This is a genomic window from Kineococcus lubricus (assembly GCF_050871965.1).
Classification (GTDB): Bacteria; Actinomycetota; Actinomycetes; order Actinomycetales; family Kineococcaceae; genus Kineococcus.
Genome location: NZ_JBJLSK010000027.1, coordinates 20,424 through 40,826, shown reverse-complemented (window position 1 = coordinate 40,826; position 20,403 = coordinate 20,424). Strand labels below are relative to the sequence as shown.

General features: G+C 75.4%; 24 protein-coding genes. 8 read left to right on the top strand and 16 right to left on the bottom strand.

Annotated elements, in window-relative coordinates:
- Positions 1-94: 94 nt before the first annotated feature.
- Together ACRYRX_RS18095 and ACRYRX_RS18090 are read right to left on the bottom strand one after the other, a co-directional pair.
- Positions 95-250, bottom strand: a complete 156-nt coding sequence (locus tag ACRYRX_RS18095; protein ID WP_432514053.1) for a hypothetical protein — start codon at positions 248-250, stop codon at positions 95-97.
- Between the two features lie 14 nt (positions 251-264).
- Positions 265-1,251, bottom strand: a complete 987-nt coding sequence (locus ACRYRX_RS18090) for a YihY/virulence factor BrkB family protein (protein WP_432514052.1) — start codon at positions 1,249-1,251, stop codon at positions 265-267.
- Positions 1,252-1,328: 77 nt separating this feature from the next.
- Here ACRYRX_RS18090 and ACRYRX_RS18085 point away from each other — a divergent pair, with 77 nt between their 5' ends.
- Both ACRYRX_RS18085 and ACRYRX_RS18080 read left to right on the top strand, forming a co-directional pair.
- A complete protein-coding gene (locus ACRYRX_RS18085; RefSeq protein WP_432514050.1) occupies positions 1,329-2,357 on the top strand; it encodes an LLM class flavin-dependent oxidoreductase in 1,029 nt (342 codons plus the stop codon).
- Between the two features lie 48 nt (positions 2,358-2,405).
- Positions 2,406-2,603: a hypothetical protein gene (locus ACRYRX_RS18080; protein WP_432514048.1), complete on the top strand. Its 198-nt coding sequence runs from the start codon at positions 2,406-2,408 to the stop codon at positions 2,601-2,603.
- Here the strand turns inward: ACRYRX_RS18080 and ACRYRX_RS18075 are convergent.
- From ACRYRX_RS18075 to ACRYRX_RS18065, 3 genes are all read right to left on the bottom strand, one after another.
- Positions 2,594-3,112, bottom strand: coding sequence for a metallophosphoesterase family protein (locus ACRYRX_RS18075; RefSeq protein ID WP_432514073.1), 519 nt, complete (start codon positions 3,110-3,112; stop codon positions 2,594-2,596). The two genes, ACRYRX_RS18080 and ACRYRX_RS18075, sit on opposite strands and share 10 nt — an antisense overlap.
- Positions 3,113-3,122: 10 nt before the next feature.
- Positions 3,123-4,352, bottom strand: a complete 1,230-nt coding sequence (gene serA, locus ACRYRX_RS18070; protein WP_432514046.1) for a phosphoglycerate dehydrogenase — start codon at positions 4,350-4,352, stop codon at positions 3,123-3,125.
- Between the two features lie 136 nt (positions 4,353-4,488).
- A complete protein-coding gene (locus tag ACRYRX_RS18065; RefSeq protein WP_432514044.1) occupies positions 4,489-5,163 on the bottom strand; it encodes an NAD(P)-binding oxidoreductase in 675 nt (224 codons plus the stop codon).
- Positions 5,164-5,228: 65 nt separating this feature from the next.
- Between ACRYRX_RS18065 and ACRYRX_RS18060 the strand changes: the two genes are divergently transcribed.
- A complete protein-coding gene (locus tag ACRYRX_RS18060) occupies positions 5,229-6,044 on the top strand; it encodes a transglutaminase-like domain-containing protein (protein WP_432514042.1) in 816 nt (271 codons plus the stop codon).
- Between the two features lie 30 nt (positions 6,045-6,074).
- Here ACRYRX_RS18060 and ACRYRX_RS18055 read toward each other — a convergent pair whose 3' ends face one another.
- The gene (locus tag ACRYRX_RS18055; protein ID WP_432514039.1) at positions 6,075-6,425 is read right to left on the bottom strand and encodes a TraR/DksA family transcriptional regulator; all 351 of its coding nucleotides are present in this window, start codon (positions 6,423-6,425) and stop codon (positions 6,075-6,077) included.
- Positions 6,426-6,513: 88 nt separating this feature from the next.
- On the opposite strand from ACRYRX_RS18055, the gene ACRYRX_RS18050 reads away from it, so the two are divergent.
- Positions 6,514-6,969: a pilus assembly protein CpaE gene (locus ACRYRX_RS18050; protein WP_432514037.1), complete on the top strand. Its 456-nt coding sequence runs from the start codon at positions 6,514-6,516 to the stop codon at positions 6,967-6,969.
- Between the two features lie 24 nt (positions 6,970-6,993).
- Here ACRYRX_RS18050 and ACRYRX_RS18045 read toward each other — a convergent pair whose 3' ends face one another.
- The 4 genes from ACRYRX_RS18045 to ACRYRX_RS18030 form a co-directional block, all read right to left on the bottom strand.
- Positions 6,994-7,899 (bottom strand): proteasome assembly chaperone family protein, encoded by a 906-nt coding sequence (locus ACRYRX_RS18045; RefSeq protein WP_432514034.1) that lies wholly within the window; start codon positions 7,897-7,899, stop codon positions 6,994-6,996.
- A 42-nt stretch (positions 7,900-7,941) separates the two neighbouring features.
- Positions 7,942-8,445 (bottom strand): transcriptional regulator NrdR, encoded by a 504-nt coding sequence (gene nrdR, locus ACRYRX_RS18040; protein WP_432514032.1) that lies wholly within the window; start codon positions 8,443-8,445, stop codon positions 7,942-7,944.
- Between the two features lie 110 nt (positions 8,446-8,555).
- Positions 8,556-8,990, bottom strand: a complete 435-nt coding sequence (locus tag ACRYRX_RS18035; RefSeq protein ID WP_432514031.1) for a LysM peptidoglycan-binding domain-containing protein — start codon at positions 8,988-8,990, stop codon at positions 8,556-8,558.
- 221 nt (positions 8,991-9,211) lie between these two features.
- Positions 9,212-9,481, bottom strand: a complete 270-nt coding sequence (locus ACRYRX_RS18030; RefSeq protein ID WP_432514029.1) for a DUF2277 domain-containing protein — start codon at positions 9,479-9,481, stop codon at positions 9,212-9,214.
- Between the two features lie 182 nt (positions 9,482-9,663).
- Here ACRYRX_RS18030 and lexA point away from each other — a divergent pair, with 182 nt between their 5' ends.
- Positions 9,664-10,407 (top strand): transcriptional repressor LexA, encoded by a 744-nt coding sequence (lexA, locus tag ACRYRX_RS18025; protein ID WP_432514027.1) that lies wholly within the window; start codon positions 9,664-9,666, stop codon positions 10,405-10,407.
- A 1-nt stretch (position 10,408) separates the two neighbouring features.
- On the opposite strand, the gene ACRYRX_RS18020 is transcribed toward lexA, so the two are convergent.
- From ACRYRX_RS18020 to hflX, 3 genes are all read right to left on the bottom strand, one after another.
- Positions 10,409-11,074 carry an aspartate/glutamate racemase family protein gene (locus ACRYRX_RS18020; RefSeq protein ID WP_432514025.1) on the bottom strand — a complete coding sequence of 222 codons (666 nt, stop codon included), beginning with the start codon at positions 11,072-11,074 and terminating at the stop codon, positions 10,409-10,411.
- A gap of 53 nt (positions 11,075-11,127) precedes the next feature.
- Positions 11,128-13,185 carry an ATP-dependent DNA helicase gene (locus ACRYRX_RS18015; protein ID WP_432514024.1) on the bottom strand — a complete coding sequence of 686 codons (2,058 nt, stop codon included), beginning with the start codon at positions 13,183-13,185 and terminating at the stop codon, positions 11,128-11,130.
- 85 nt (positions 13,186-13,270) lie between these two features.
- Positions 13,271-14,815, bottom strand: coding sequence for a GTPase HflX (gene hflX / locus ACRYRX_RS18010; RefSeq protein WP_432514023.1), 1,545 nt, complete (start codon positions 14,813-14,815; stop codon positions 13,271-13,273).
- A gap of 91 nt (positions 14,816-14,906) precedes the next feature.
- Here hflX and ACRYRX_RS18005 point away from each other — a divergent pair, with 91 nt between their 5' ends.
- Positions 14,907-15,524, top strand: coding sequence for a class I SAM-dependent methyltransferase (locus ACRYRX_RS18005; protein WP_432514021.1), 618 nt, complete (start codon positions 14,907-14,909; stop codon positions 15,522-15,524).
- Here the strand turns inward: ACRYRX_RS18005 and dapF are convergent.
- Together dapF and miaA are read right to left on the bottom strand one after the other, a co-directional pair.
- The gene (gene dapF, locus ACRYRX_RS18000) at positions 15,508-16,446 is read right to left on the bottom strand and encodes a diaminopimelate epimerase (RefSeq protein WP_432514019.1); all 939 of its coding nucleotides are present in this window, start codon (positions 16,444-16,446) and stop codon (positions 15,508-15,510) included. The two genes, ACRYRX_RS18005 and dapF, sit on opposite strands and share 17 nt — an antisense overlap.
- Positions 16,443-17,417: a tRNA (adenosine(37)-N6)-dimethylallyltransferase MiaA gene (gene miaA / locus ACRYRX_RS17995; protein WP_432514017.1), complete on the bottom strand. Its 975-nt coding sequence runs from the start codon at positions 17,415-17,417 to the stop codon at positions 16,443-16,445. The genes dapF and miaA overlap by 4 nt, the downstream gene beginning before the upstream one ends.
- A 57-nt stretch (positions 17,418-17,474) precedes the next feature.
- On the opposite strand from miaA, the gene ACRYRX_RS17990 reads away from it, so the two are divergent.
- The gene (locus ACRYRX_RS17990) at positions 17,475-17,795 is read left to right on the top strand and encodes an antitoxin (protein WP_432514070.1); all 321 of its coding nucleotides are present in this window, start codon (positions 17,475-17,477) and stop codon (positions 17,793-17,795) included.
- A 147-nt stretch (positions 17,796-17,942) separates the two neighbouring features.
- Here the strand turns inward: ACRYRX_RS17990 and miaB are convergent, their stop codons facing one another.
- On the bottom strand, positions 17,943-19,448 hold the full coding sequence (miaB, locus tag ACRYRX_RS17985; protein ID WP_432514016.1) for a tRNA (N6-isopentenyl adenosine(37)-C2)-methylthiotransferase MiaB: 1,506 nt from the start codon (positions 19,446-19,448) through the stop codon (positions 17,943-17,945).
- A gap of 140 nt (positions 19,449-19,588) precedes the next feature.
- Here miaB and ACRYRX_RS17980 point away from each other — a divergent pair, with 140 nt between their 5' ends.
- Entirely contained in the window at positions 19,589-20,371 is a 783-nt protein-coding gene (locus ACRYRX_RS17980; protein ID WP_432514013.1) for an amino acid ABC transporter ATP-binding protein, read from the top strand.
- The last annotated feature ends 32 nt before the right edge of the window (positions 20,372-20,403 follow it).

The window sequence follows — 20,403 nt, the reverse complement described above, 5'->3', positions numbered from 1 at the left end:
CGTACGACCGGTGTCCCTCACGGGGTCATCGTGCCACGGGCCCGAAAGTGCTCCGGCCGCCCGCCGTCCCGGGGGACGGCGGACGGCCGCCGGGTCAGTCCGCCGGCGCCTGGTGCCCCTGCTCGCCCCGGACGCCCGCGTCGTCGGCCTCCTCGCTCTCGGGCAGGTCCTCCCACCCCTGGCGCGCCTGCGCGGCGAGCTCCTTCGACTCCTCCAGGTGCTCCTGGGCGCTGCTCTTCTCCTCGGGCACGTCGGCTCCTCTCGTCATCGGGCGTCGGGCTTGCGGTCGGCGGCCACCGCGTCGCGCTCGCCCATCGGCTGCTCGGGACCCACGGTGGTGTCCCGGTCGGTCTGCTTCTCCGACTCGGCGTTGACCTCGGCGCCGAGCAGGATGGCGTAGCTGGTCAGCCACAGCCACATGAGCAGGACCACCACCCCGGCCATCGCCCCGTAGTTCTTGGCGTAGGACGACTGCCCGGCCGTCGAGACGTAGATCGAGAACCCGGCCGACACGACCAGCCACAGGACCGTCGCGACCGCCGCACCCACCGACACCCACTTCGCCCGCGGGGCGTCGCGGTCGGGGGCGAGGCGGTAGACGACGGCCAGCGCCACCAGGACCAGTCCCAGCAGGAGCACCCAGCGCAGCACGTTGACCACGAGGCTCACCGCTCCGCTGGCACCGAGGGCGTTGACCAGCACCGGGGCCACGCCGATGAAGGCGATGGCCAGCAGCATGAAGACGATCGCGCCGATCGTCAGCAGGAACGCGGTGCCCTTGCGCTTGACGAACCCGCGCGACTCCTTCTCGTCGTAGGCGATGTTCGTCGCGGCCATGAGGTTCTCGACGCCGCTGGAAGCGCTCCACAGCGCCAGCAGGATCGCCACGACCGCGGTGATCCCCGCGGTGGACTTCTGCGCCGAGACGTTCTCCACCTGGGTCGTCACCAGGTCGCGCGCCTCCTGGGGGATCGCGCTGATGCCGTTGATCTGGCTCGTGATCTGGCTGGGGTCCCCGAAGATCCCCCAGATGAGGAACGCCGCCGTCAGCGCCGGGAAGATCGCGAGGAAGGCCTTGAACGCGACCCCGGCCGCCAGCAGCGGCACCTGGTCGTCCTTGGCCTCCGCCCACGCCCGCTTGGTGACGGCGAACCAGCCCTTGGCCGGGATCTGCGTCGGGGACTCGGCGTTCTCGCCGTGCGCGCCGTGCCGGTGCACCGACAGGTCGTCACGCTGGGTCGTCCTGCTCATGGTCCCAGGGTGCTCGATCCGGGTCCGGTGCGCGCGTCGAGCGGAACACCGCACCGGCCCGCCGGGTTCGGCACGGCGTGAGCGTCCCGCTGTCCGTCCTGGACCTGTCCCCCGTCACCACCGGCAGCCCGGCCTCGACGGCCCTGCGCCGCACCGTCGACCTCGCCCGGGCCGTCGAAGGGCTCGGCTACCACCGGTACTGGGTCGCCGAGCACCACGGCTCCCCCGCCGTCGTCTCGGCGCCGGCGGTCCTCATCGCCTCGATCGCCGCGGTCACCACGACGCTGCGGGTCGGCGCCGGCGGGATCATGCTGCCGCTGCACTCCCCGCTGCAGGTGGCCGAGACGTTCCGGGCGCTGGAGGCGCTGCACCCCGGCCGGATCGACCTGGGGCTGGGACGGGCGGCCGGCGCCGACGGCCGCACCGCGCGCGCCCTGGTCCGCACCCCGGGACGGGAGTTCGGCGAGCAGCTGGCCGACCTGCACGGTCACGTCGCGGGCTTCGCGCCCGGTCACCCGCTCGCCGGGATCGCCGCGACGCCCACCGACGTGCCGCTGCCGCCGGTGTGGCTGCTGGGGTCCAGCGACCACGGGGCGCAGCTGGCGGCGGCCCTCGGGACGGGGTTCGCCTACGCCGGGCACTTCGGCGCCCTCGACCCCGCGGACGTGCTGGGCAGGTACCGGCAGGGGTTCACCCCCTCGCCGCGGCCCGGCCTCGGCCGCTCCGCCCCGCACGCGGTGCTCACCGTGGCGGTCGTGGTCGCCGAGCGCGCCGAGCGGGCCGCCGAGCTGGCGCACGCCGCCAGGCTGGCCGCGGTGCGCTCGCGGCTGGGCGCCCCCGCCCCGCTGCCGACCCCCGAGGAGGCCGCCGCGCACCGGTGGACGCTCGCCGAGCGGAACACCGCCGGCCGGCTCCCGCCGCTGGTGTCCGGGACGGCCGGGGAGGTGGTGCCGCGGCTGGCCGGCCTGGTCGAGCGCACCGGCGCCGACGAGCTGATGGTCGTGACCGACGTGCACGACCCCGCCGAGCGGGTGCGCTCCCACGAACTGCTGGCCCGCGCCTGGGCGGACCGGGGCGCAGCGTCAGCGGGTGGGCCGAACGGGTGAACCCGGACGCCGGGCTCAACCACGCACCGTGACGGTCGATGGGAGGGCATGATCAGCCTCGAGAGCGTCTCCTGGACCTCGCAGGCCGTCACCACGCCTGCCCCCGCCCCCGTCGGCTCCACCGCCGACCGCGAGCGCCGACGCCGCCCGGCGATGGTGGTCCGGCGCCCCACCCCGCGCGAGGGGGTCGAGGTCGGGCCCGCCGACCCGCTGCACCCCGCCGGCCGGGTCGACATCTACCTCTGAGCCGGCGACCTCACCGGGACGGCGTGCAGCACGACGGGTGAGAGCTCGCCGTCGTGGACGTCGAGCTCCATCCAGGTCCCGGTCGGCTGACGCCGCCGGTCCGTCGGGGACCCCGGGTTCAGCAGCCGCAGCCCCCGCGGCGTCGTGGTGTCCCACGGGACGTGGCTGTGCCCGAACACGAGCACGTCGTGCGCGTCGGCGTAGGCGGCGTCGCACCGCCGTTCCCGGCCGCGGCGGTCACCGGTCTCGTGGACGAGTCCGAAGCGGACCCCCTCGAGGGTCAGCGCCGCGAAGCCCGGCAGGTGCTCGCGCACGTCCGCGCCGTCGTTGTTGCCCGCGACGCCGACGAGGCGGGCGGTGCGCCCGCGCAGGGCGAGCACCGTCGCCGCGTCGCACCAGTCCCCCGCGTGGAGCACGACGTCGGCCGCCTCGACCGCCGCCCACACCGGCGCGGGCAGGTCCTTCGCCCGCGTCGGCAGGTGCGTGTCGGACAGCAGGACGACGTGCACCACGGCCGGGTCAGCCCAGCTGGCGCACGCGGACCGTCTCGGGCAGCTCCCGCAACCGCCGGCCGACCTCGTCGGAGGCGTGCGCGGCGATGTCGGTGACCACGTAGCCCAGGTCGCCGCGGGTCGCCAGCTGCTGGCTCTCGATGTTCACCCCGGCCTCGGCCAGGACCGAGTTGATGGCCGCCAGCACCCCCGGCACGTTGCGGTGCAGGTGCGCGAGGCGGACCGTGCCGGGCGTCGCCTCGGTCCCCAGGGCCGGCAGGTTCACCGACAGCGTCGTCGCGCCGTGCAGGGCGTAGTCGCGCAGCTTCGCGGCGACGAACCGGCCGATGTCCTCCTGCGCCTCCTCGGTCGACCCGCCGACGTGCGGGGTGAGGATGACGTTCGGCAGGCCGCGCAGCTCGGACTCGAAGGCGTGCCCCGACCCCTTGGGCTCGGTGGGGAACACGTCGATCGCCGCACCCGCGATGTGGCCGCTCTCGATGTGCTTGCGCAGCGCGACGTGGTCGACGACGAACCCGCGGGAGAGGTTCAGGAAGATGGAGCCCGGCCGCATGCGGGCGAACTCCTCCTCGCCGAAGAAGCCGGAGTTGCTGCTGCGGCCGTCGACGTGCAGCGTGACGACGTCGGCGATCTCCAGCACCTCGTGCAGGCTGCCGCAGCGGCGGGCGTTGCCGAGGGCGAGCTTGTCGGTGCGGTCGTAGAAGAAGACGCTCATGCCGAGGGCCTCGGCCACGACCGACAGCTGCGAGCCGATGTTGCCGTAGCCGATGATCCCCAGCCGGCGGCCGCGGACCTCGTGCGAGCCCGCGGCGGACTTGTCCCACACCCCCGCGTGCATCGCCTGGTCCTTGACCGTCAGGCGGCGGGTCAGGGCGATGATCTCGGCCAGGGCGAGCTCGACGACGCTGCGGGTGTTGCTGTACGGGGCGTTGAACACCGCGACCCCGGCCGTGGCGGCGGCGAACAGGTCGATCTGGTTGGTGCCGATGCAAAAGGCGCCCACGGCCCGCAGGTCGGGCGCGTTGTCGAGCACCTTCGCGGTGACCTGGGTCTGCGAGCGGATGCCCAGCAGCGACACCCCGGGCAGGCGTTCGAGCAGCTCGGTCTCGTCGAGCGCCCCGGAGGTGGTCTCGACCTCCCAACCGGCCTCGGACAGCAGCGTCCGGGCATCGGCGTGGATGTTCTCCAGCAGGAGCGCACGCCCGGCGGGGGCGGGGGCGAGGTCGGGGGCGGACACGGTGTTCCTCCAGCTCAGCGACGCGGTCGGGCCCCCAGTCTCCCGCACCGGGCGCCCAGGTCGGGCACGGGTGGGCACGTCCTCGCCCCGCGGTGCCGACAGGACCGCGGGAACCGCTGCGCCGCAGCAGGTTCCCTCAGACCCCCGCCACGGCGTCCGCGACCGGCTCCTCCCCCGAGCACAGCCCCAGCACCGGTGCGGGCACGGGGCCCGCCACGAGCCGGTCCAGCAGCCCCAGCAGCACCGCGGCCACGTCGGCCCGGGGGACGCGCCCGGCGTCCACGGCCGCGGCCAGCCGCACCCGCCCCGTGCCCGGCTCGTCCGTCAGCCCCGCCGGCCGCAGCACGCACACCCGCAGCCCCTCGCGCGCGAGCAGGTCCTCCTCCGCCGCCAGCTTCGCCCGCAGGTACGCCAGGAACACCTCGTCGACCCCGTCGGGGACGGCGCCGTCGCGCACGGAGTCCACGCCGATGGACGAGACGAGCAGGTAGGCGCCGACGCCGGCGCGCTGGGCCGCGTCGGCCAGGAGCACCGCCGCGGCGCGGTCCACGAGGTCCTTGCGGGCCGCACCGCTGCCCGGGCCGGCCCCGGCGGCGAAGACGACGGCGTCGGCGCCCGCCAGGTCGGCCGCCACGTCGGCGACCTGCGAGCCCTCCAGGTCGCGCACGACGCCCCGCACGCCCACCGCCCGCAGGTCCGGCACCTGCGCGGGGTCGCGGACCAGACCGACCACGTCGTCGCCCCGTCGCGCGGCCAGCTCCCCCAGCAGCAGAGCGATCTTCCCGTGGCCCCCGGCGATGACGATGCGCATCCACCGACCGTAGGCACGGCGGCACCGGCGCGCACCCCGCGGGCGCCTGGGGCAGGATCGCGCGGGTGCGTCCCCTGAGCACCACGGTCCGGACCGAGCTGCGGTTCGAGGCCGCACGCCCCCTGGGCGCGGGCCTGGTCGTCGCGCTCGCCCGCCGCCCGGGCGTGCAGGTGCGGTCCGAGGCGCTCGCGGTCACCGGGTCCACGGGCGCCGTGCCGGTCCGCGAGGTGCAGCTGCCCGACGGCGGCCGGCTGCACGAGTTCACCGCGCCCGCCGGGGCCACGACCGTCGTCTACCGGGCCACCGCCACGACCGACCCCGCCGCGGTCGACGACGGGCTGCGCGCCAGCGAGCGGTGGGAGTTCACCCGGCCCAGCCGGTTCTGCCCGTCCGACCGCCTCACGCGGACCGCGGCGGCCGAGTTCGGGCGGGTGCCGCGCGCGGACCTGCCGCGGGCCGTGGCCGCCTGGGTCGGCGCGCGGACGGGGTACGTCAGCGGGTCCAGCCTGCCGACCGACGGCGCCCTGGAGACCCTCCTGGACCGGCGCGGGGTGTGCCGGGACTTCGCGCACCTGACGGCGGCGCTGCTGCGCGCGCTCGACGTCCCGGCCCGGGTCGCGGCCGCCTACGCGCCGGGCCTGCCCACCGACGACTTCCACGCCGTCGTCGAAGCCGCCCCGCAGGGCCGGTGGGAGGTCGTGGACGCCACCGGCCTCGCCCCCCGCCCGGCGCTGCTGCGCATCGCCGCGGGCCGGGACGCCGCCGACACCGCGTTCCTCACCACGACGGGGGAGGTCGCGCTGACCCACCTGTCGGTGCGCGCGGTGACCGACGGCGTCCTGCCCGCCGACGACCACCTCGGCGCGGTGGTCCTGGCCTGACCGCCCGGGGGTCGGGTCAGGCCGGGGCGCTCAGAGCTTCTCGCCGGCCAGGGTGGCCGCGTCCGGCAGCGCCTCGAGCCGCTCGGCCGGGATGGGCCGGCCGGAGACGACCGAGATGCCGTAGGTCCCGGCGTCCAGCCGCTTCAGGGCGTCCTGCACGCTGTCCAGCCGCCGGCGGGCGCCCTCGAGGAGCCCCTCGTTCTCGGCGGCCTGCTGCTCGTGCGCGCCGAGGTCACCGGCGTCCTGGCCGCCCTCAGCGGCGTCGGGGGTGCTCCCGGCCTCCAGGCGGGCGGTGAGGTCGTCGATCGTGGCCCGCAGGTCGCGCTGCATGGTGGTCAGCCGCTCGCGGGCGGCGTCGAGGTCGAGGGAGCTGTCGTCCATGGTGGACGTTCCTACCGTGTCGCGGCGCTCCCGGCACCACGAGGCTCCCGGCGAGACGCCCCGCGCCGGGGGGTCCATGCTGGGTCGGGTGATCTCCGTCGATCTCGCCCTCCGCCTCCGGGACGCCGGTCTGCCGTGGGAGCCCACCTCGGGCGACCGGTTCGTGATCCCCCACCGGGACATGGACTCGGACGTCTTCACGCTCTCGGACATGACCGTCGAGGTCCACGACCACCCCACGGGCCAGTTCATCGGCTTCAACGGCACGACCGAGTGGGCCCTGGACTCGGTGGACCGCCCCGAGGCGTGCTGGCTCCCGGCCGAGCACCAGCTGCGCGACCTGCTCGGGGACCGGTTCACGCGCCTGGAGCGGCGCGACGTGCCCGAGGGGTCGGTCTACCGCGTGCTGCTGCTGGACGAGCGGGGCGCCGACGCCTTCGAGGCGGCGGAGGCCTCCGACGCCTACGCCCTCGCCCTGCTGCACCACCTGTCCGGGGCGGCCGGGGGCAGCGTCGGCACCGACGGGGCGACCGCGTCCGCCTGACCGCGGCCGCCCCACCGGTCCGGCTCACTCGGGGCCGGGGTCCTCCTCGTGCTTGGCCAGGAAGCGCTCGAACTCCTCCCCCAGCTCGTCGGCGGTGGGCAGGAAGGCGCTGGCGGCGCCGGTGCCGCGCCCCTCGTCGCCGGAGGCGTCGTACTGCTCCTCCAGGGCGGTCACGACCGCGGCGGCCTCGGGCGACTCCGCGACCTGCCGGTCCACCTCGACGCGCGTGACCGAGGCCGCCTCCTGCAGCGACTGCACCGGCACCGCGACCCCGGTCATGCCGGACAGCGTGCGCACCAGGACGGCCGCGGCGTCGGGGTAGTCGCTGCCGGCGAGGTAGTGCGGCACGTGGGCCAGCACCGACACGACGTCGCGGCCGGCCTGGCCGCCGCGCAGGTGGACCAGCGCCGAGGCGTGGCCGGGCACCTGCGCCTCCAGGTCCCAGGTGCGGAAGCCCTCCAGCAGCTCGGGACGGGTGGCGCTGGCGGTGACCCCGCCGGGGCGGGTGTGCGGGACGGCCGTGGGGGCCGCCGACAGCACCGTGACCAGGCCGACGCCGAGCTCGTCGACCAGGCGCCACACGGCCGCGCTGAAGCGCTCCCACTGGACGTCCGGTTCGGGACCGGACAGCAGCAGGAGCGAGGAGCCGTCCTCGTCGGAGACGCGGTGGACCTGCAGCCGGGGCGGTTCGTACTCCACCCAGTCCTGCCCGCCGAAGGTCATCGTGGGCCGCCGGGCCCGGTAGTCGTGCAGCTGGTCGACGTCGAACGAGGCGACGACCTCGTTGCGGCAGGTCTGCAGCAGGTGGTCGACGGTCTGCCGGACGGCGTTGCCGGCGTCGATGAAGCCCGACAGGGCGATGACGAGCGGCGGTTCCACCAGGGACGGCCGCTCACCCTCGTAGGAGTACAGGGAGGCCGGATCGAGCATCCGTCCATCATCCTCCGGACCCGGAGGGGGACCGACCGAGGGTCAGCCGCGGGCGACGGCCGGCTGGTCGCCGGAGCGTCCCAGCGGGCCCAGGCCCGCTTCGCGCTCGGCGCGCAGGCGGTCGATGGCCTTCTCGAAGTCGGCGAGGGAGTCGAAGGCCTGGTAGACCGACGCGAAGCGCAGGTAGGCGACCTCGTCGAGCTCCTGGAGGAACGGCAGGGTCGCCAGCCCGACCTGGTGGGCGTCGATCTCGGCGGCGCCCTGAGCGCGGACGGCCTCCTCGACCCGGTGGGCCAGCAGGGCGATGTCGTCCTCGGACACCGGGCGCCCCTGGCACGCCTTGCGCACGCCGGACGCGATCTTGGCCCGGCTGAAGGGCTCAGGGGCACCGGACCGCTTCAGGACCGTCAGGCTGGCCGTCTCGACCGTGGTGAACCGCTTCGAGCAGTTGGGACACTGCCGACGGCGACGGATGGAGCTGCCGTCGTCCGTCGTGCGGGAGTCCACGACACGGGAATCCTCGTGCCGGCAGAACGGGCAGTGCACCCCGACTTCCTCCCCCGCGACCGAACGACAGGTCTGGCCAAGGCTCGACCGTACGTCCGGACGGGGAGGACGGGCAACCGCAGGGGTCGCGCGCGGGGTGTCCACCGGTCTCAGTCCCGGGTCGGCATCACGAGCCGCTGCCCCGCCCAGACCGTCATCGACGGCATCTCGTTGAGCTGGACGATCCGCCCGGCGACCTCGCGCCAGTCCTCCCGGGGGGCCCAGCCGGAGGCGATGGCCGACAGCGTCTGACCCGGCTGGACCGTGACGACGACGGGCGCGGGGGCCCGCTCGACCCCCGCGGCGGCCCCCGTCAGGGCGCCGGTCACGGCCACCACCGCCCCGGTGAGCGCGGTGGCCGCGGTGCAGGTGACGAGCAGGCGGCCGCGGCGGGTCAGGCGCACGCCCGCGGAGACCGCGTGCGGGCGGTGGACGGCGCGGGAGCGCCGCCGGTCGCGCTGGGGGCGGCGCGTCGCCGCGCGCGTCGGGCGGGGCAGGAACGGCGAGGACGGTTCGCAGGACGGGGCGAGGGCGGTGGTGCTCACGAGCGTGGGCCTCCATCTCGGGGTCGCCGCGATCGAACGGGTGTTCGATCGGGCGCGTCTGTTCTACCACCGTTCGAACGGTGGAGCGCAACCCCCGGCGAGCGTCCCGGGCGGGCCGACCGAGGGGGCCGACGCCCGGGTGCACCGGGGGCTGACGCGGGCAGACGCTGCCACCGCCGTCCGACAGACGCGCTGAGCTGCGACGACGTCGCGGGCCCCGGTCAGGAGGCGTACCGCCTGGCCGCCCGCTCCCGCGCCCGGGCCGCCTCGACCTCGCGGTCCTTCGGCGGGGCCGCGGTGACGAGCTCGCCCAGGAGGTGCTCGGTGGCGTGGGCGACGGCCGCGACGGCGCGGTCGAACGCCTCCTGGTTGCGCGCCGAGGGCTTCGTCGTCCCGGCGACCTTGCGCACGTACTGCAGGGCCGCCGCCCGCACCTCCTCGCTCGTGGCGGGCGGCTCGAAGTTGTGCAGCTGGCGGATGTTCCGGCACATGGCGCGAGCCTAGGCAGGCCCCCGGCGCCCGGCCAGACCCGCGATCGACACGCCGGGTTCGAACACGTGTTTGATGCCCGCGGGCCGGGTGGCTAACGTGGCTCCACCGGGCGGTCGGCGGGCTCGACCGGCCGCGCGGCACCCCGCAGCGCCCCGGGTGACCATCGGACAGGGAGAAGGACGTGGCCGACGTGCTGGACGGCACCGACGAGAGCGGACCCGTGACGGAGCAGGCGCTCGGGACGGTCCACGAGTTCCCCGGGCCGCCGCCGGCGCGCGACGGGCTCACCCAGCGGCAGCGCCGGGTCCTGCACGCCATCAAGGACTGCGTCGACCAGCGCGGGTACCCGCCGAGCATGCGGGAGATCGGGCAGGCCGTGGGCCTGACCAGCCCCTCCAGCGTCGCGCACCAGGTCAAGACGCTCGAGAAGCTGGGGTTCCTGCGCAAGGACCCGCGCCGGCCCCGCACCCTCGAGGTCGTCTCCCCGCCCCCGCGCTCGGGGTGGGGCTTGGTGGCCGGCGTCGACGGCACGGCCGCCGACAGCCGCCCGGCGCCCGCGTACGTGCCCCTCGTGGGCCGCATCGCCGCCGGGGGCCCCATCCTGGCCGAGCAGCTCGTCGAGGAGGTGTTCCCGCTGCCGTCGCAGCTGATCGGCGCCGGGGAGCACTTCGTGCTGCGCGTCGTGGGCGAGTCGATGATCGACGCGGCCATCTGCGACGGCGACTGGGTCGTCGTGCGGCGGCAGCCGACGGCCGAGAACGGCGACGTCGTGGCCGCCATGATCGACGGGGAGGCGACGGTCAAGGTCCTGCAGCGCAAGGACGGTCACGTCAAGCTGCTGCCCCGCAACCCGCTGTTCGACCCGATCGACGGGGACGAGGCCACCGTCCTGGGCCGGGTCACCGCCGTGCTGCGGAGCCTGTGACTCAGCGCACCGGCAGCACCAGCTCGACGGCCGCCTCGACCGCCAGCCGCGGTGAGGTGAGCACCGGGACGCTGAGGTCGCGCAGCAACGGCGCCGCGTCGACCATGCTGGCCTGGGCCAGCACCACCACGTCGACCGGCGGGTCCAGCGGCCGCAACGCCCGGCGGACGGTGTCGGCCACCCCCGTCGTGTAGGTCAGCAGGTCCCCGGACTCGAACGCCGACCACGTCTCGGTGCACCGCACCGGGACGAAGTCGACGCGACGGCCCGTCTCCTCAGCGCACTCCCGCAGCAGCGGGAGCAGCGTGGCGGCCGCCTCGTCCAGCGAGCTGACCACCGCGACCCGCCGCCCGGCCAGCACGGCCGCCTCGGCCATCGGGCGGTCCACCCGCACCACCCGCAGGCCCAGCTCCGCCCCGACGGACTCGGCCGTCGGCCCCACCGTCGAGCACGTGCAGACGACGACGTCGGCCCCCTCGGCCACCAGCCGGCGCAGCCGGTCGCCCAGGGCCGGACGCACGGCCTCGGGCCCGTGGGCCCGTGCGGTCGCGAGCAGGCCGGTGTCCACGAGGTGCCGGGCCTCGACGGTGTCGTCCCGTTCGGCCAGCAGGTCGCGGAAGGTGCGCACGTGGGCGTGCGCGGTGTGCAGGAAGCCGACGGTGGCCACAGGGGGAGGATGCCACGCCCCCCGCACCCCACCGCCAGCGGGTGTCGCGCACGTCACCCGCTCAGCCGCCGCAACGCCGCGAGCACCGTGCCGGTCGACGTCGTCGCCCAGAAGTCCGGCAGCGACTCCCGCAGGAAGCCGCCGTAGCGGGCCGTGGCCAGTCGGGAGTCCAGGACCGCCACGACGCCCTTGTCCTCCGCCGCCCGGATGAGCCGCCCCGCCCCCTGGGCCAGCCGCACGGCCGCGTGGGAGACCGAGACGGTCAGGAAGCCGTTGCCGCCGGCCGCGTCCACGGCCCGGGCCCGCGCCGACATCAGCGGGTCGTCCGGCCGGGGGAAGGGGATGCGGTCGATGACCACGAGCGAGCAGCTGGCCCCGGGCACGTCGACGCCCTGCCACAGCGACATCGTGCCGACCAGCGTCGTGGCGGGGTCGTCGGTGAAGTCCCGGACCAGCTTGGGCAGCCGGTCGTCGCCCTGGCACAGCACCGGCGTCGACACCCGCCGCCGCAGCGCCTCCGCGGCCTCCTCGGCCGCCCGGCGGGAGGAGAACAGCCCCAGCGTGCGGCCGCCGGCGGCCTCCACGAGCGCCGCGAGCTCGTCCATCGCCGCCTCGCCCGATCCCGCCCGCCCCGGCGGGGGCAGGTGCCGGGCGACGTAGAGGATGCCCTGCCGCGGGTAGTCGAACGGGCTGCCGACGTCGACGCCCGTCCAGGCCGTCCCCGCCCCCTTGGCGCCCTTGAGCCCGAAGGCGCCCGCGACCGGGTCGAAGGACCCGCCCAGGGTCAGGGTCGCCGACGTGGCGACCACGGTCCGCTCGCTGAACAGCCGCTCCCGCAGCAGACCGGCGACCGACAGCGGTGCGATGTGCAGGGACGGGGGCCGCGAGGCCGCCCCGAAGCCGGCGGTCACCCACGCCACGTCGTGACCGTCCTGCGCCTCGCGGCCGACGTCCGCGGCCAGCCGCTCGGCGACCGAGAAGACCTCCTGGACGGCGGCGCGGGCCAGGTGCCGGGCCCCGCGCGACTCGGGGTCCTCCTCCTTGCCCGCGGACTCCCCGGCGTCCTTGAGGTCGCTCAGGGCCTGCCGGGCGGCGTCGCGCACCGCGACGACCGCGTCGGCCAGCGCGTCCGGCCACCGGTCCAGCCGCCCCGGCGGGGCTTCCTCCAGCGCGGCCTCCAGGGCCACCGCGGCGTCGTCGAGCGCCTCGGCGACGATCCCGGCCGAGCGGCGCAGCCGCCGGGAGGCGGTGTGCAGCACCGAGGCGGACAGCTCGGCCGTGGCCACGGCCGTCACCCGGTCGGCCAGCTCGTGCGCCTCGTCGACGACGAGCACGTCGTGCTCGGGCAGCAGCAGGCCGCTGTTCTCCAGGGCGTCGATGGCGGTCATGGCGTGGTTGGTGACGACGACGTCGACCTGGCGGGCCCGGGCCCGCACCCGCTCGGAGAAGCACTCGGCCGCGACGGGGCAGCGCTGGGCGCCCAGGCACTCGCGGGCCGAGACGGACACCTGACGCCAGGCACGGTCGCTGACCCCGGGGTCCAGCTCGTCGCGGTCGCCGGTCTCGGTGGTCGCGGCCCACTCGCGCAGCCGCACCACCTCGCGGCCCAGCCGGCCGGCGTCCCCGCCGCCGGCGCCCGTCGTGAGGGTGGGGGCGGCGATGTCGAACAGGGCGCCCTCGTCGGTGGGGAATCCGCCGTCCAGCTTGTTGCGGCACAGGTAGTTCGCCCGGCCCTTGAGCAGCTCCCAGGTGGGTTCGCGGCGCAGCGCCGGGGCCAGGGCCCGGGCCAGGCGCGGCAGGTCCCGCTCGACGACCTGGGCCTGCAGCGCCAGCGTCGCCGTCGTGACGACGACGCGGTGGTCGGTGTGCACGGCGTGCGCCACCGCCGGGACGAGGTAGGCCATCGACTTGCCCGTGCCCGTCCCGGCCTGCACGAGCAGGTGGCGGCGGCTGCGGATGGCGTCGGTGACGGCCTGCGCCATCCGCGCCTGCCCCTCGCGGCGCTGGCCGCCGAGGGCGTCGACGACGGCGTCGAGGAGGCCGGCGGCCTCGGGGCCGTCGACCTCCTCGTCCTCGACGTCGTGGGGGGCGGGGTCGGTGGACGTGCTCACCGGCCCATCCTCCCCCGCGGCACCGACACGACCGTCCACCGTCCACAGCGGGTCCCCTGCCGGGAGCCCGCCGTGGACGTGGACGTCACGCGGTGCGCGAGAGCCGGTACCGCTCCAGCTCGGCCGCCAGCCGCGGGCGGACCCGGGCCAGCAGCCGCGTGCCGTCGGCGGTGTGCTCCTCGTCCAGCACCTGACCGGTCGTGTGCACCCGGTGGACGAGCTCACCGTGGTCGTAGGGGACGACCACCTCGAGCTCGACGTCGGGCACGGGCAGCATCTCGGAGATGCGGGCGAGCAGCTCCTCCACGCCGCGACCGGTGCGGGCCGAGACGGCGACCGCGTTCTTCTCCCTGCGCAGGAGCCGGTCGAGGACCTCGGGGTCGGCGATGTCGGCCTTGTTGATCGCCACCAGCTCCGGGACGCCCTGCGCGTCCACGTCCGCCAGGACGGCCCGCACCGCGGCGAGCTGACCCTCGGGGTCGGGGTGCGACCCGTCGACGACGTGCAGGACGACGTCGGACTCGGCGACCTCCTCCAGCGTCGAGCGGAACGCCTCGACGAGCTGGTGGGGCAGCGAGCGGACGAACCCGACCGTGTCGGCCAGCGTGTACGGCCGGCCCTCGGGCGTCTGGGCCCGCCGGACGGTCGGGTCCAGCGTCGCGAACAGGGCGTTCTCGACGAGGACCCCGGCGCCGGTGAGCCGGTTGAGCAGCGAGCTCTTGCCCGCGTTGGTGTACCCGGCGATCGAGACGGCCGGGACGGCCCGGGCGTGCCGCAGCGAGCGCTTCTCGACCCGCGCGGTGCCCATGCCCTTGATCTCGCGACGCAGCTTGGCCATGCGGCTGCGGATGCGCCGGCGGTCCAGCTCGATCTTCGTCTCACCGGGACCGCGGGAACCGATCCCCGCACCGCCGGCGACCCGGCCACCGGCCTGCCGGGACATCGACTCACCCCACCCGCGCAGGCGCGGGAGCAGGTACTCCAGCTGGGCGAGCTCGACCTGGGCCTTGCCCTCCCGGCTCTTGGCGTGCTGGGCGAAGATGTCGAGGATGACGGCGGTCCGGTCGACGACCTTCACCTTGACGATGTCCTCCAACCCGCGGCGCTGGGATGCCGACAGCTCCCCGTCGCAGATGACGGTGTCGGCGCCCTCGGCGGCCACGAGGTCGGCCAGGGCGGCCGCCTTGCCCGCCCCCAGGTAGGTCGCGACGTCCGGGGTCGTGCGGCGCTGCAGGACGCCCGCGAGGACGTCCGAGCCGGCCGTGGCGGCCAGGGCCGACAGCTCCTGCAGCGAGACCTCGGCCTCGGCGCGGTTGGAGTCGGCGCTGGACCACACCCCGGCCAGGACGACCCGCTCGAGCCGCAGCTGGCGGTACTCGACCTCGGTGACGTCGGAGAGCTCGGTGGACAGCCCCGCGGCCCGGCGCAGCGCGCGACGGTCGGCGAGGTCGAGCTGGTCGCCGTCGAACGCGGTGTGACCGTCGGGATCGTCGTTCTCGCCCACCTCCTGCGCCGCGTTCTCCCCGTGACCGCGCAGGATGCGGGCGATGGCCCGGTCGAACTCCTGGTCGCGCTCGCTGCTCGTGGGTCCCGCGGACTGCTCCGTCGCGGGAACGTGGCGCTGGTTCATGGACCTCCTCGGTCGGTCTGTCGTGTGCGCCTAGCGTGACAGTGCAACCACGGCGGGGGCGAGTTCATTTCACGCCCTACGCTTGCCCGTCGTGTCGCAGCCCGAGCCCGAGCACTACTTCTCCGCCCGGCCCGCCACGGCCGACGAGCGCCGCGAGCTGACCGTCGAGCTGGCCGGTCGCGAGGTCACCGTCACCACCGCCCGCGGCGTCTTCAGCGGCGACCGCCTCGACAAGGGCACCGCGGTGCTGCTTCCGCTCGTCGAGCCCGACGACGCGCCCGGCACGGTGCTCGACCTCGGCTGCGGCTGGGGCCCCGTCGCGCTGACCCTGGCGCTGCTGCGCCCGCGGCAGGCGGTCCACGCGGTCGACGTCAACGAGCGCGCGCTGGACCTGGTGCGGCGCAACGCCGCGCGCCTGGGGACGACCGTGCGCGCCGCGCTGCCCGACGAGGTCGACCCCGCCCTGCGCTTCGACGAGATCTGGTCGAACCCCCCGATCCGCATCGGCAAGGCGGCGCTGCACGAGCTGCTGCTGCGCTGGCTGCCGCGGCTGGCGCCCGGCGGGGTGGCGCACCTGGTCGTGCAGAAGAACCTGGGCGCGGACTCGCTGCAGACGTGGCTGGGCTCGGGGGTGCTGCCGGGCACCACGACGAGCCGGACCACGACGTCCGGCGGCTTCCGGGTGCTGACCGTCAGGCGGCAGGGGTGAGGATGAGGACGCCGCGGGCGACGAGCTGAGCGGGCCCGGACAGCCAGACGGTCCCCTCCGACAGCGACGAGCCCGCCCCGACGGTGACCACGAGCCGGCCGCCGGGCACCCGCACCCGCCAGACCCCCGGCGCGCCCTCGCCGGCCCACGCGCGGGTCGCGAGCGCCGCGGCGCAGGCGCCCGTGCCGCACGAGCGGGTCTCCCCGGAGCCGCGCTCGTGCACGCGCATCGCGATGTCGCCGATGTCGAGGTCGCCGTTGCCGTCGAGGTCGAGGGCGTCCACGGGGACGACGAGCTCGACGTTCGTGCCGTGCGGCGGGACGGGCTCGACGTGCGGGGCGCGGCCCAGGTCGGCGGCGGCGAGCTCGGCGGCGTCGGGCAGCGCGACGACGGTGTGCGGGTTGCCGAGGTCGACGGACAGCGCGGGGCGGGCGACGCCGTCGAGGCCGGGGACCTGGACGAGGGCGTCGGACCCGTCGGCGAGGGCCCGGGCGCCGCCGGTGAGCGACCAGCGGCCCATGTCGGCGGTCCAGGAGCCGTCGGGCTCGCGGCGCAGGCGCTTGAGACCGGCACGGGTGGCGACGCCGAACCACGTGCCGTCCCCGGCCTCGGCGGGCAGCAGGCCGCTGTCCAGCAGGAACTCGGCGAAGACGCGGACGCCGTTGCCGCACATCTCGGCGACGGAGCCGTCGGAGTTGCGGTAGTCCATGAACCACTCGGCCTGGCCGGCCAGCGCGGCGGCGGCCGGCTCGGCGGCCGTGCGGACGGCGCGGATGAGCCCGTCGGCGCCGATCCCGGCGCGACGGTCGCAGATCGCGGCGACCAGCTGCGCGTCCGGTGACCAGGAGCCGTCGGGGTCGGCGACGAGCACGAAGTCGTTCTCGGTGCCGTGGCCCTTGGTGAAGGGGATCTCGCTGGTCACGCGGCCGATGCTACGGGCAGCAGGTCCACGACCCGGCGGGCGAGGTCCTCGGCGCCGGTGCCGTCGGGGGCGTCGAGCCAGTGCACGCGCTCGTCGCGGCGGAACCAGGACTCCTGCTTGCGGGCGAAGCGGCGGGTCAGCCGGGCGGTGAGCTCGCGGGCCTCGTCCTCGGTGGTGGTGCCGTCGAGGGCGTCGAGCACCTGGGCGTAGCCCAGGGCGCGCCCGGCGGTGAGCCCCCGGCGCAGGCCGCGGGCCTCCAGGGCGCGGACCTCCTCGACCAGGCCCGCGGCCCACATCCGCTCCACGCGGGCGTCGATGCGGGCGACGAGCTGGTCGCGCGGCACCGCGAGGCCGACCTGCAGGGTCGGGCGCAGGTACGTCTGCTCGGGCAGGGCGGCCGCGAAGGGCGCGCCGGTGATCTCGCCGACCTCCAGCGCCCGCACGATGCGGCGGCCGTTGCCGGGCAGGATCCGCGCGGCGGCCTCGGGGTCGGAGGCGGCCAGCCGGGCGTGCAGGGCGTGCGGGCCGACGCGCTCGAGCTCGGCCTCGAGCCGGGCCCGGACGGCGGGGTCCTTGCCGGGGAAGCGCAGGTCGTCGAGGGCGGCGCGCACGTACAGCCCCGACCCCCCGACCAGGACGGGGACGCGGCCGCGGCCGGTGATGTCGTCGAAGGCGTCCCGGGCCCACTGCTGGAAGGCGGCGACCTCGGCGGTCTCGGTGACGTCGAGGACGTCGAGCAGGTGGTGCGGCACGCCGCGCCGCTCCGCCGGCGTGATCTTCGCGGTGCCGATGTCCATGCCGCGGTAGAACTGCAGCGCATCGGCGTTGACGACCTCGCCGGGGGTGCCGGTGGTCTGCTCGAGCAGGTGGGCGAGGGCGACGCCGACGTCGGACTTGCCGGAGGCGGTGGGGCCGACGACGGCGATCACGGGAATCTTCGGCTGGCCCACGTCGTCATGGTGGCAGAGCATTGACCCCGTCCGGGACGACCGCCGGGGACCGAGTGGAGGGACCTGACCGTGGGCACGATGAACTACCTCAAGGGCAAGCTGGGCGAGGCCGCGGACCAGGCGAAGGAGATCGCCGACCAGGCCCGCGGGAGGGCCGGCGCCTTCGCCGCGGAGAACTCCGGGCGCGCCGACGGCGCGATCGGCAAGGCCGGGGAATTCCTCAACGCCCGGACCGGCGGCAAGTACGCCGACACGGTGTCCCGGGTCGCGGACCTGGCCCGCCAGGGCGTCGACAAGGCCGCCGAGCAGGCACCGCCGACGACGACCCCGGACGGCGGGACGCCGATGCGGGGCGGGACCAGCACCGACGGCACGCCGATGAGCGGACCGGTCCGGTGACGATCCCCACGCCCCCGCCGGTCCCGGCGCCGCCGAGCCCGGTCCCGCACCCCGGTCAGCCCGGGGAGCCGCCGCTGCCGGACCCCGGCCCGACGCCGGGGCCGGACCCCGTGCCGGACCCCTCGGTCCCGCCGTCGAAGTAGCCGCTCAGAGCCGCCGGCGCAGCGACGGCATCCCCAGGCCCACCGGCCGGGGGCCGTCGGGCTCGGCGGCCGGGCGCGCCTGCCGGGCCTCCCACGCGTCGCCGGCGCGGGTGCGGCGCACCGCGAACGCGGTGAGGTCGTCGGCCTCGAGGTAGTGGGGGGCGCCGCGGGTGACGTGCACCGTGGCGACGTCCCCCGGGCGCAGCGCGGTGCCCTCCGGCACGGCGAAGTGGACGAGGCGGTTATCGGGGGCCCGGCCGGACAGGCGCTGCGTCGCGGCGTCCTTGCGGCCCTCCCCCTCGGCGACCAGGACCTCCAGCGTGCGCCCGACCTGCGCCTGGTTCTCCTCGTAGGTGATGCGGTCCTGCAGGGCGGTGAGCCGCTCGTACCGCTCCTGCACGACGCTCTTGGGGATCTGGTCGCCCATGGTCGCGGCGGGGGTCCCCGGCCGCGGGGAGTACTGGAACGTGAAGGCGCTGGAGAAGCGCGCCTGCTCCACCACGTGCAGGGTGTCCTCGAAGTCGGCGTCGGTCTCGCCGGGGAACCCGACGATGATGTCGGTGGTGATCGCGGCGTCGGGGATGCGGGAGCGGACGCCGTCGATGATGCCGAGGAACCGGGACTGCCGGTAGGAGCGGCGCATGGCCTTCAGCACCCGGTCCGAGCCGGACTGCAGGGGCATGTGCAGGCTCGGCATGACGTTGGGCGTCTCGGCCATGGCCTCGATGACGTCGTCGGTGAAGCTGGACGGGTGCGGGCTGGTGAAGCGGACCCGCTCGAGGCCCTCGATGCCGCCGGTGGCGCGCAGCAGCTTGCCGAAGGCCAGCCGGTCCCCGAACTCCACGCCGTAGGTGTTGACGTTCTGCCCCAGCAGGGTGACCTCGAGGACCCCCTCGCCGACGAGGGCCTCGATCTCGGCCAGCACATCGCCGGGACGGCGGTCCTTCTCCTTGCCGCGCAGGGCCGGGACGATGCAGAAGGTGCAGGTGTTGTTGCAGCCGACCGAGATGCTGACCCACGCCGCGTAGGGCGACTCGCGGCGCGTGGGCAGCGTGGAGGGGAACGTCTCGAGCGACTCGAGGATCTCGACCTGCGCCTCGGCGTTGTGCCGGGCGCGTTCGAGCAGGACGGGCAGGGACCCGACGTTGTGGGTGCCGAAGACGACGTCGACCCACGGCGCCTTGCGGACGATCTCGCCGCGGTCCTTCTGCGCCAGGCAGCCGCCGACGGCGATCTGCATGCCCGGCCGGCGCTCCTTGACGGGGGCGAGGTGGCCGAGGTTGCCGTACAGCTTGTTGTCGGCGTTCTCGCGCACGGCGCACGTGTTGAACACGACGACGTCGGGCTCGACCGGCGCCTGCGCGCCGGCCTCGTCGAACCGGACGTACCCCGCGTCCTCCAGCAGGCCCGACAGCCGCTCGGAGTCGTGGACGTTCATCTGGCAGCCGAAGGTGCGCACCTGGTACGTGCGCGGGGTGCCGGTCTGCGGGGAGTCGGTCGTCGTGCTCATCACACCCCAGTCTAGGTCGTGCCCGGCGTCCCGGTCCCGCGTGCGCCGGGGGCGGGAGCCCATCACTTTCGGATCACGATGTCGTCACCCGCGTGGCGGTCCGGTGGACATGTTGAGCGGCTCCTGTACGGTCCAGCGGCATGAGTGACCACGTGCAGGCCCCTCACCCGTCACCGACGACGGCCCGCCGCCCCCTCGTCCGCCTCGAGGGTGTGCAGAAGCACTTCGGCGCCCTGCACGTCCTGCGGGACATCGACCTCACCATCGCCGAGGGCGAGGTCGTCGTGGTCATCGGGCCGTCGGGGTCGGGCAAGTCGACGCTGTGCCGCACGATCAACCGGCTGGAGACGATCGACTCCGGGCGCATCACCATCGACGGCAAGGACCTGCCCGCCGAGGGCAAGGACCTGGCGCGGCTGCGCGCCGACGTCGGGATGGTCTTCCAGTCCTTCAACCTCTTCGCGCACAAGAGCGTGAAGGAGAACGTGACGCTGGGGCCGGTGAAGGTCCGCGGGAAGTCCGCGGCCGAGGCCGGCCGGCGCGCCGACGCGCTGCTGGAGCGGGTGGGCGTGGCCTCCCAGGCCGGCAAGTACCCCGCGCAGCTGTCCGGCGGTCAGCAGCAGCGCGTCGCCATCGCCCGGGCACTGGCGATGGACCCCAAGGTCATGCTCTTCGACGAGCCGACCTCGGCGCTGGACCCGGAGATGATCAACGAGGTCCTCGACGTCATGACCGGGCTGGCCCGCGAGGGCATGACGATGGTCGTGGTCACCCACGAGATGGGCTTCGCCCGTCGCGCCGCCGACCGCGTGGTCTTCATGGCCGACGGCCAGGTCCTCGAGGACACCGACCCCGAGACCTTCTTCACCGCGCCGAAGCACGCGCGCGCCCAGGACTTCCTCTCGAAGATCCTCACCCACTGATCCAGCACCGACGCAGCGCTCACCCCGATCGA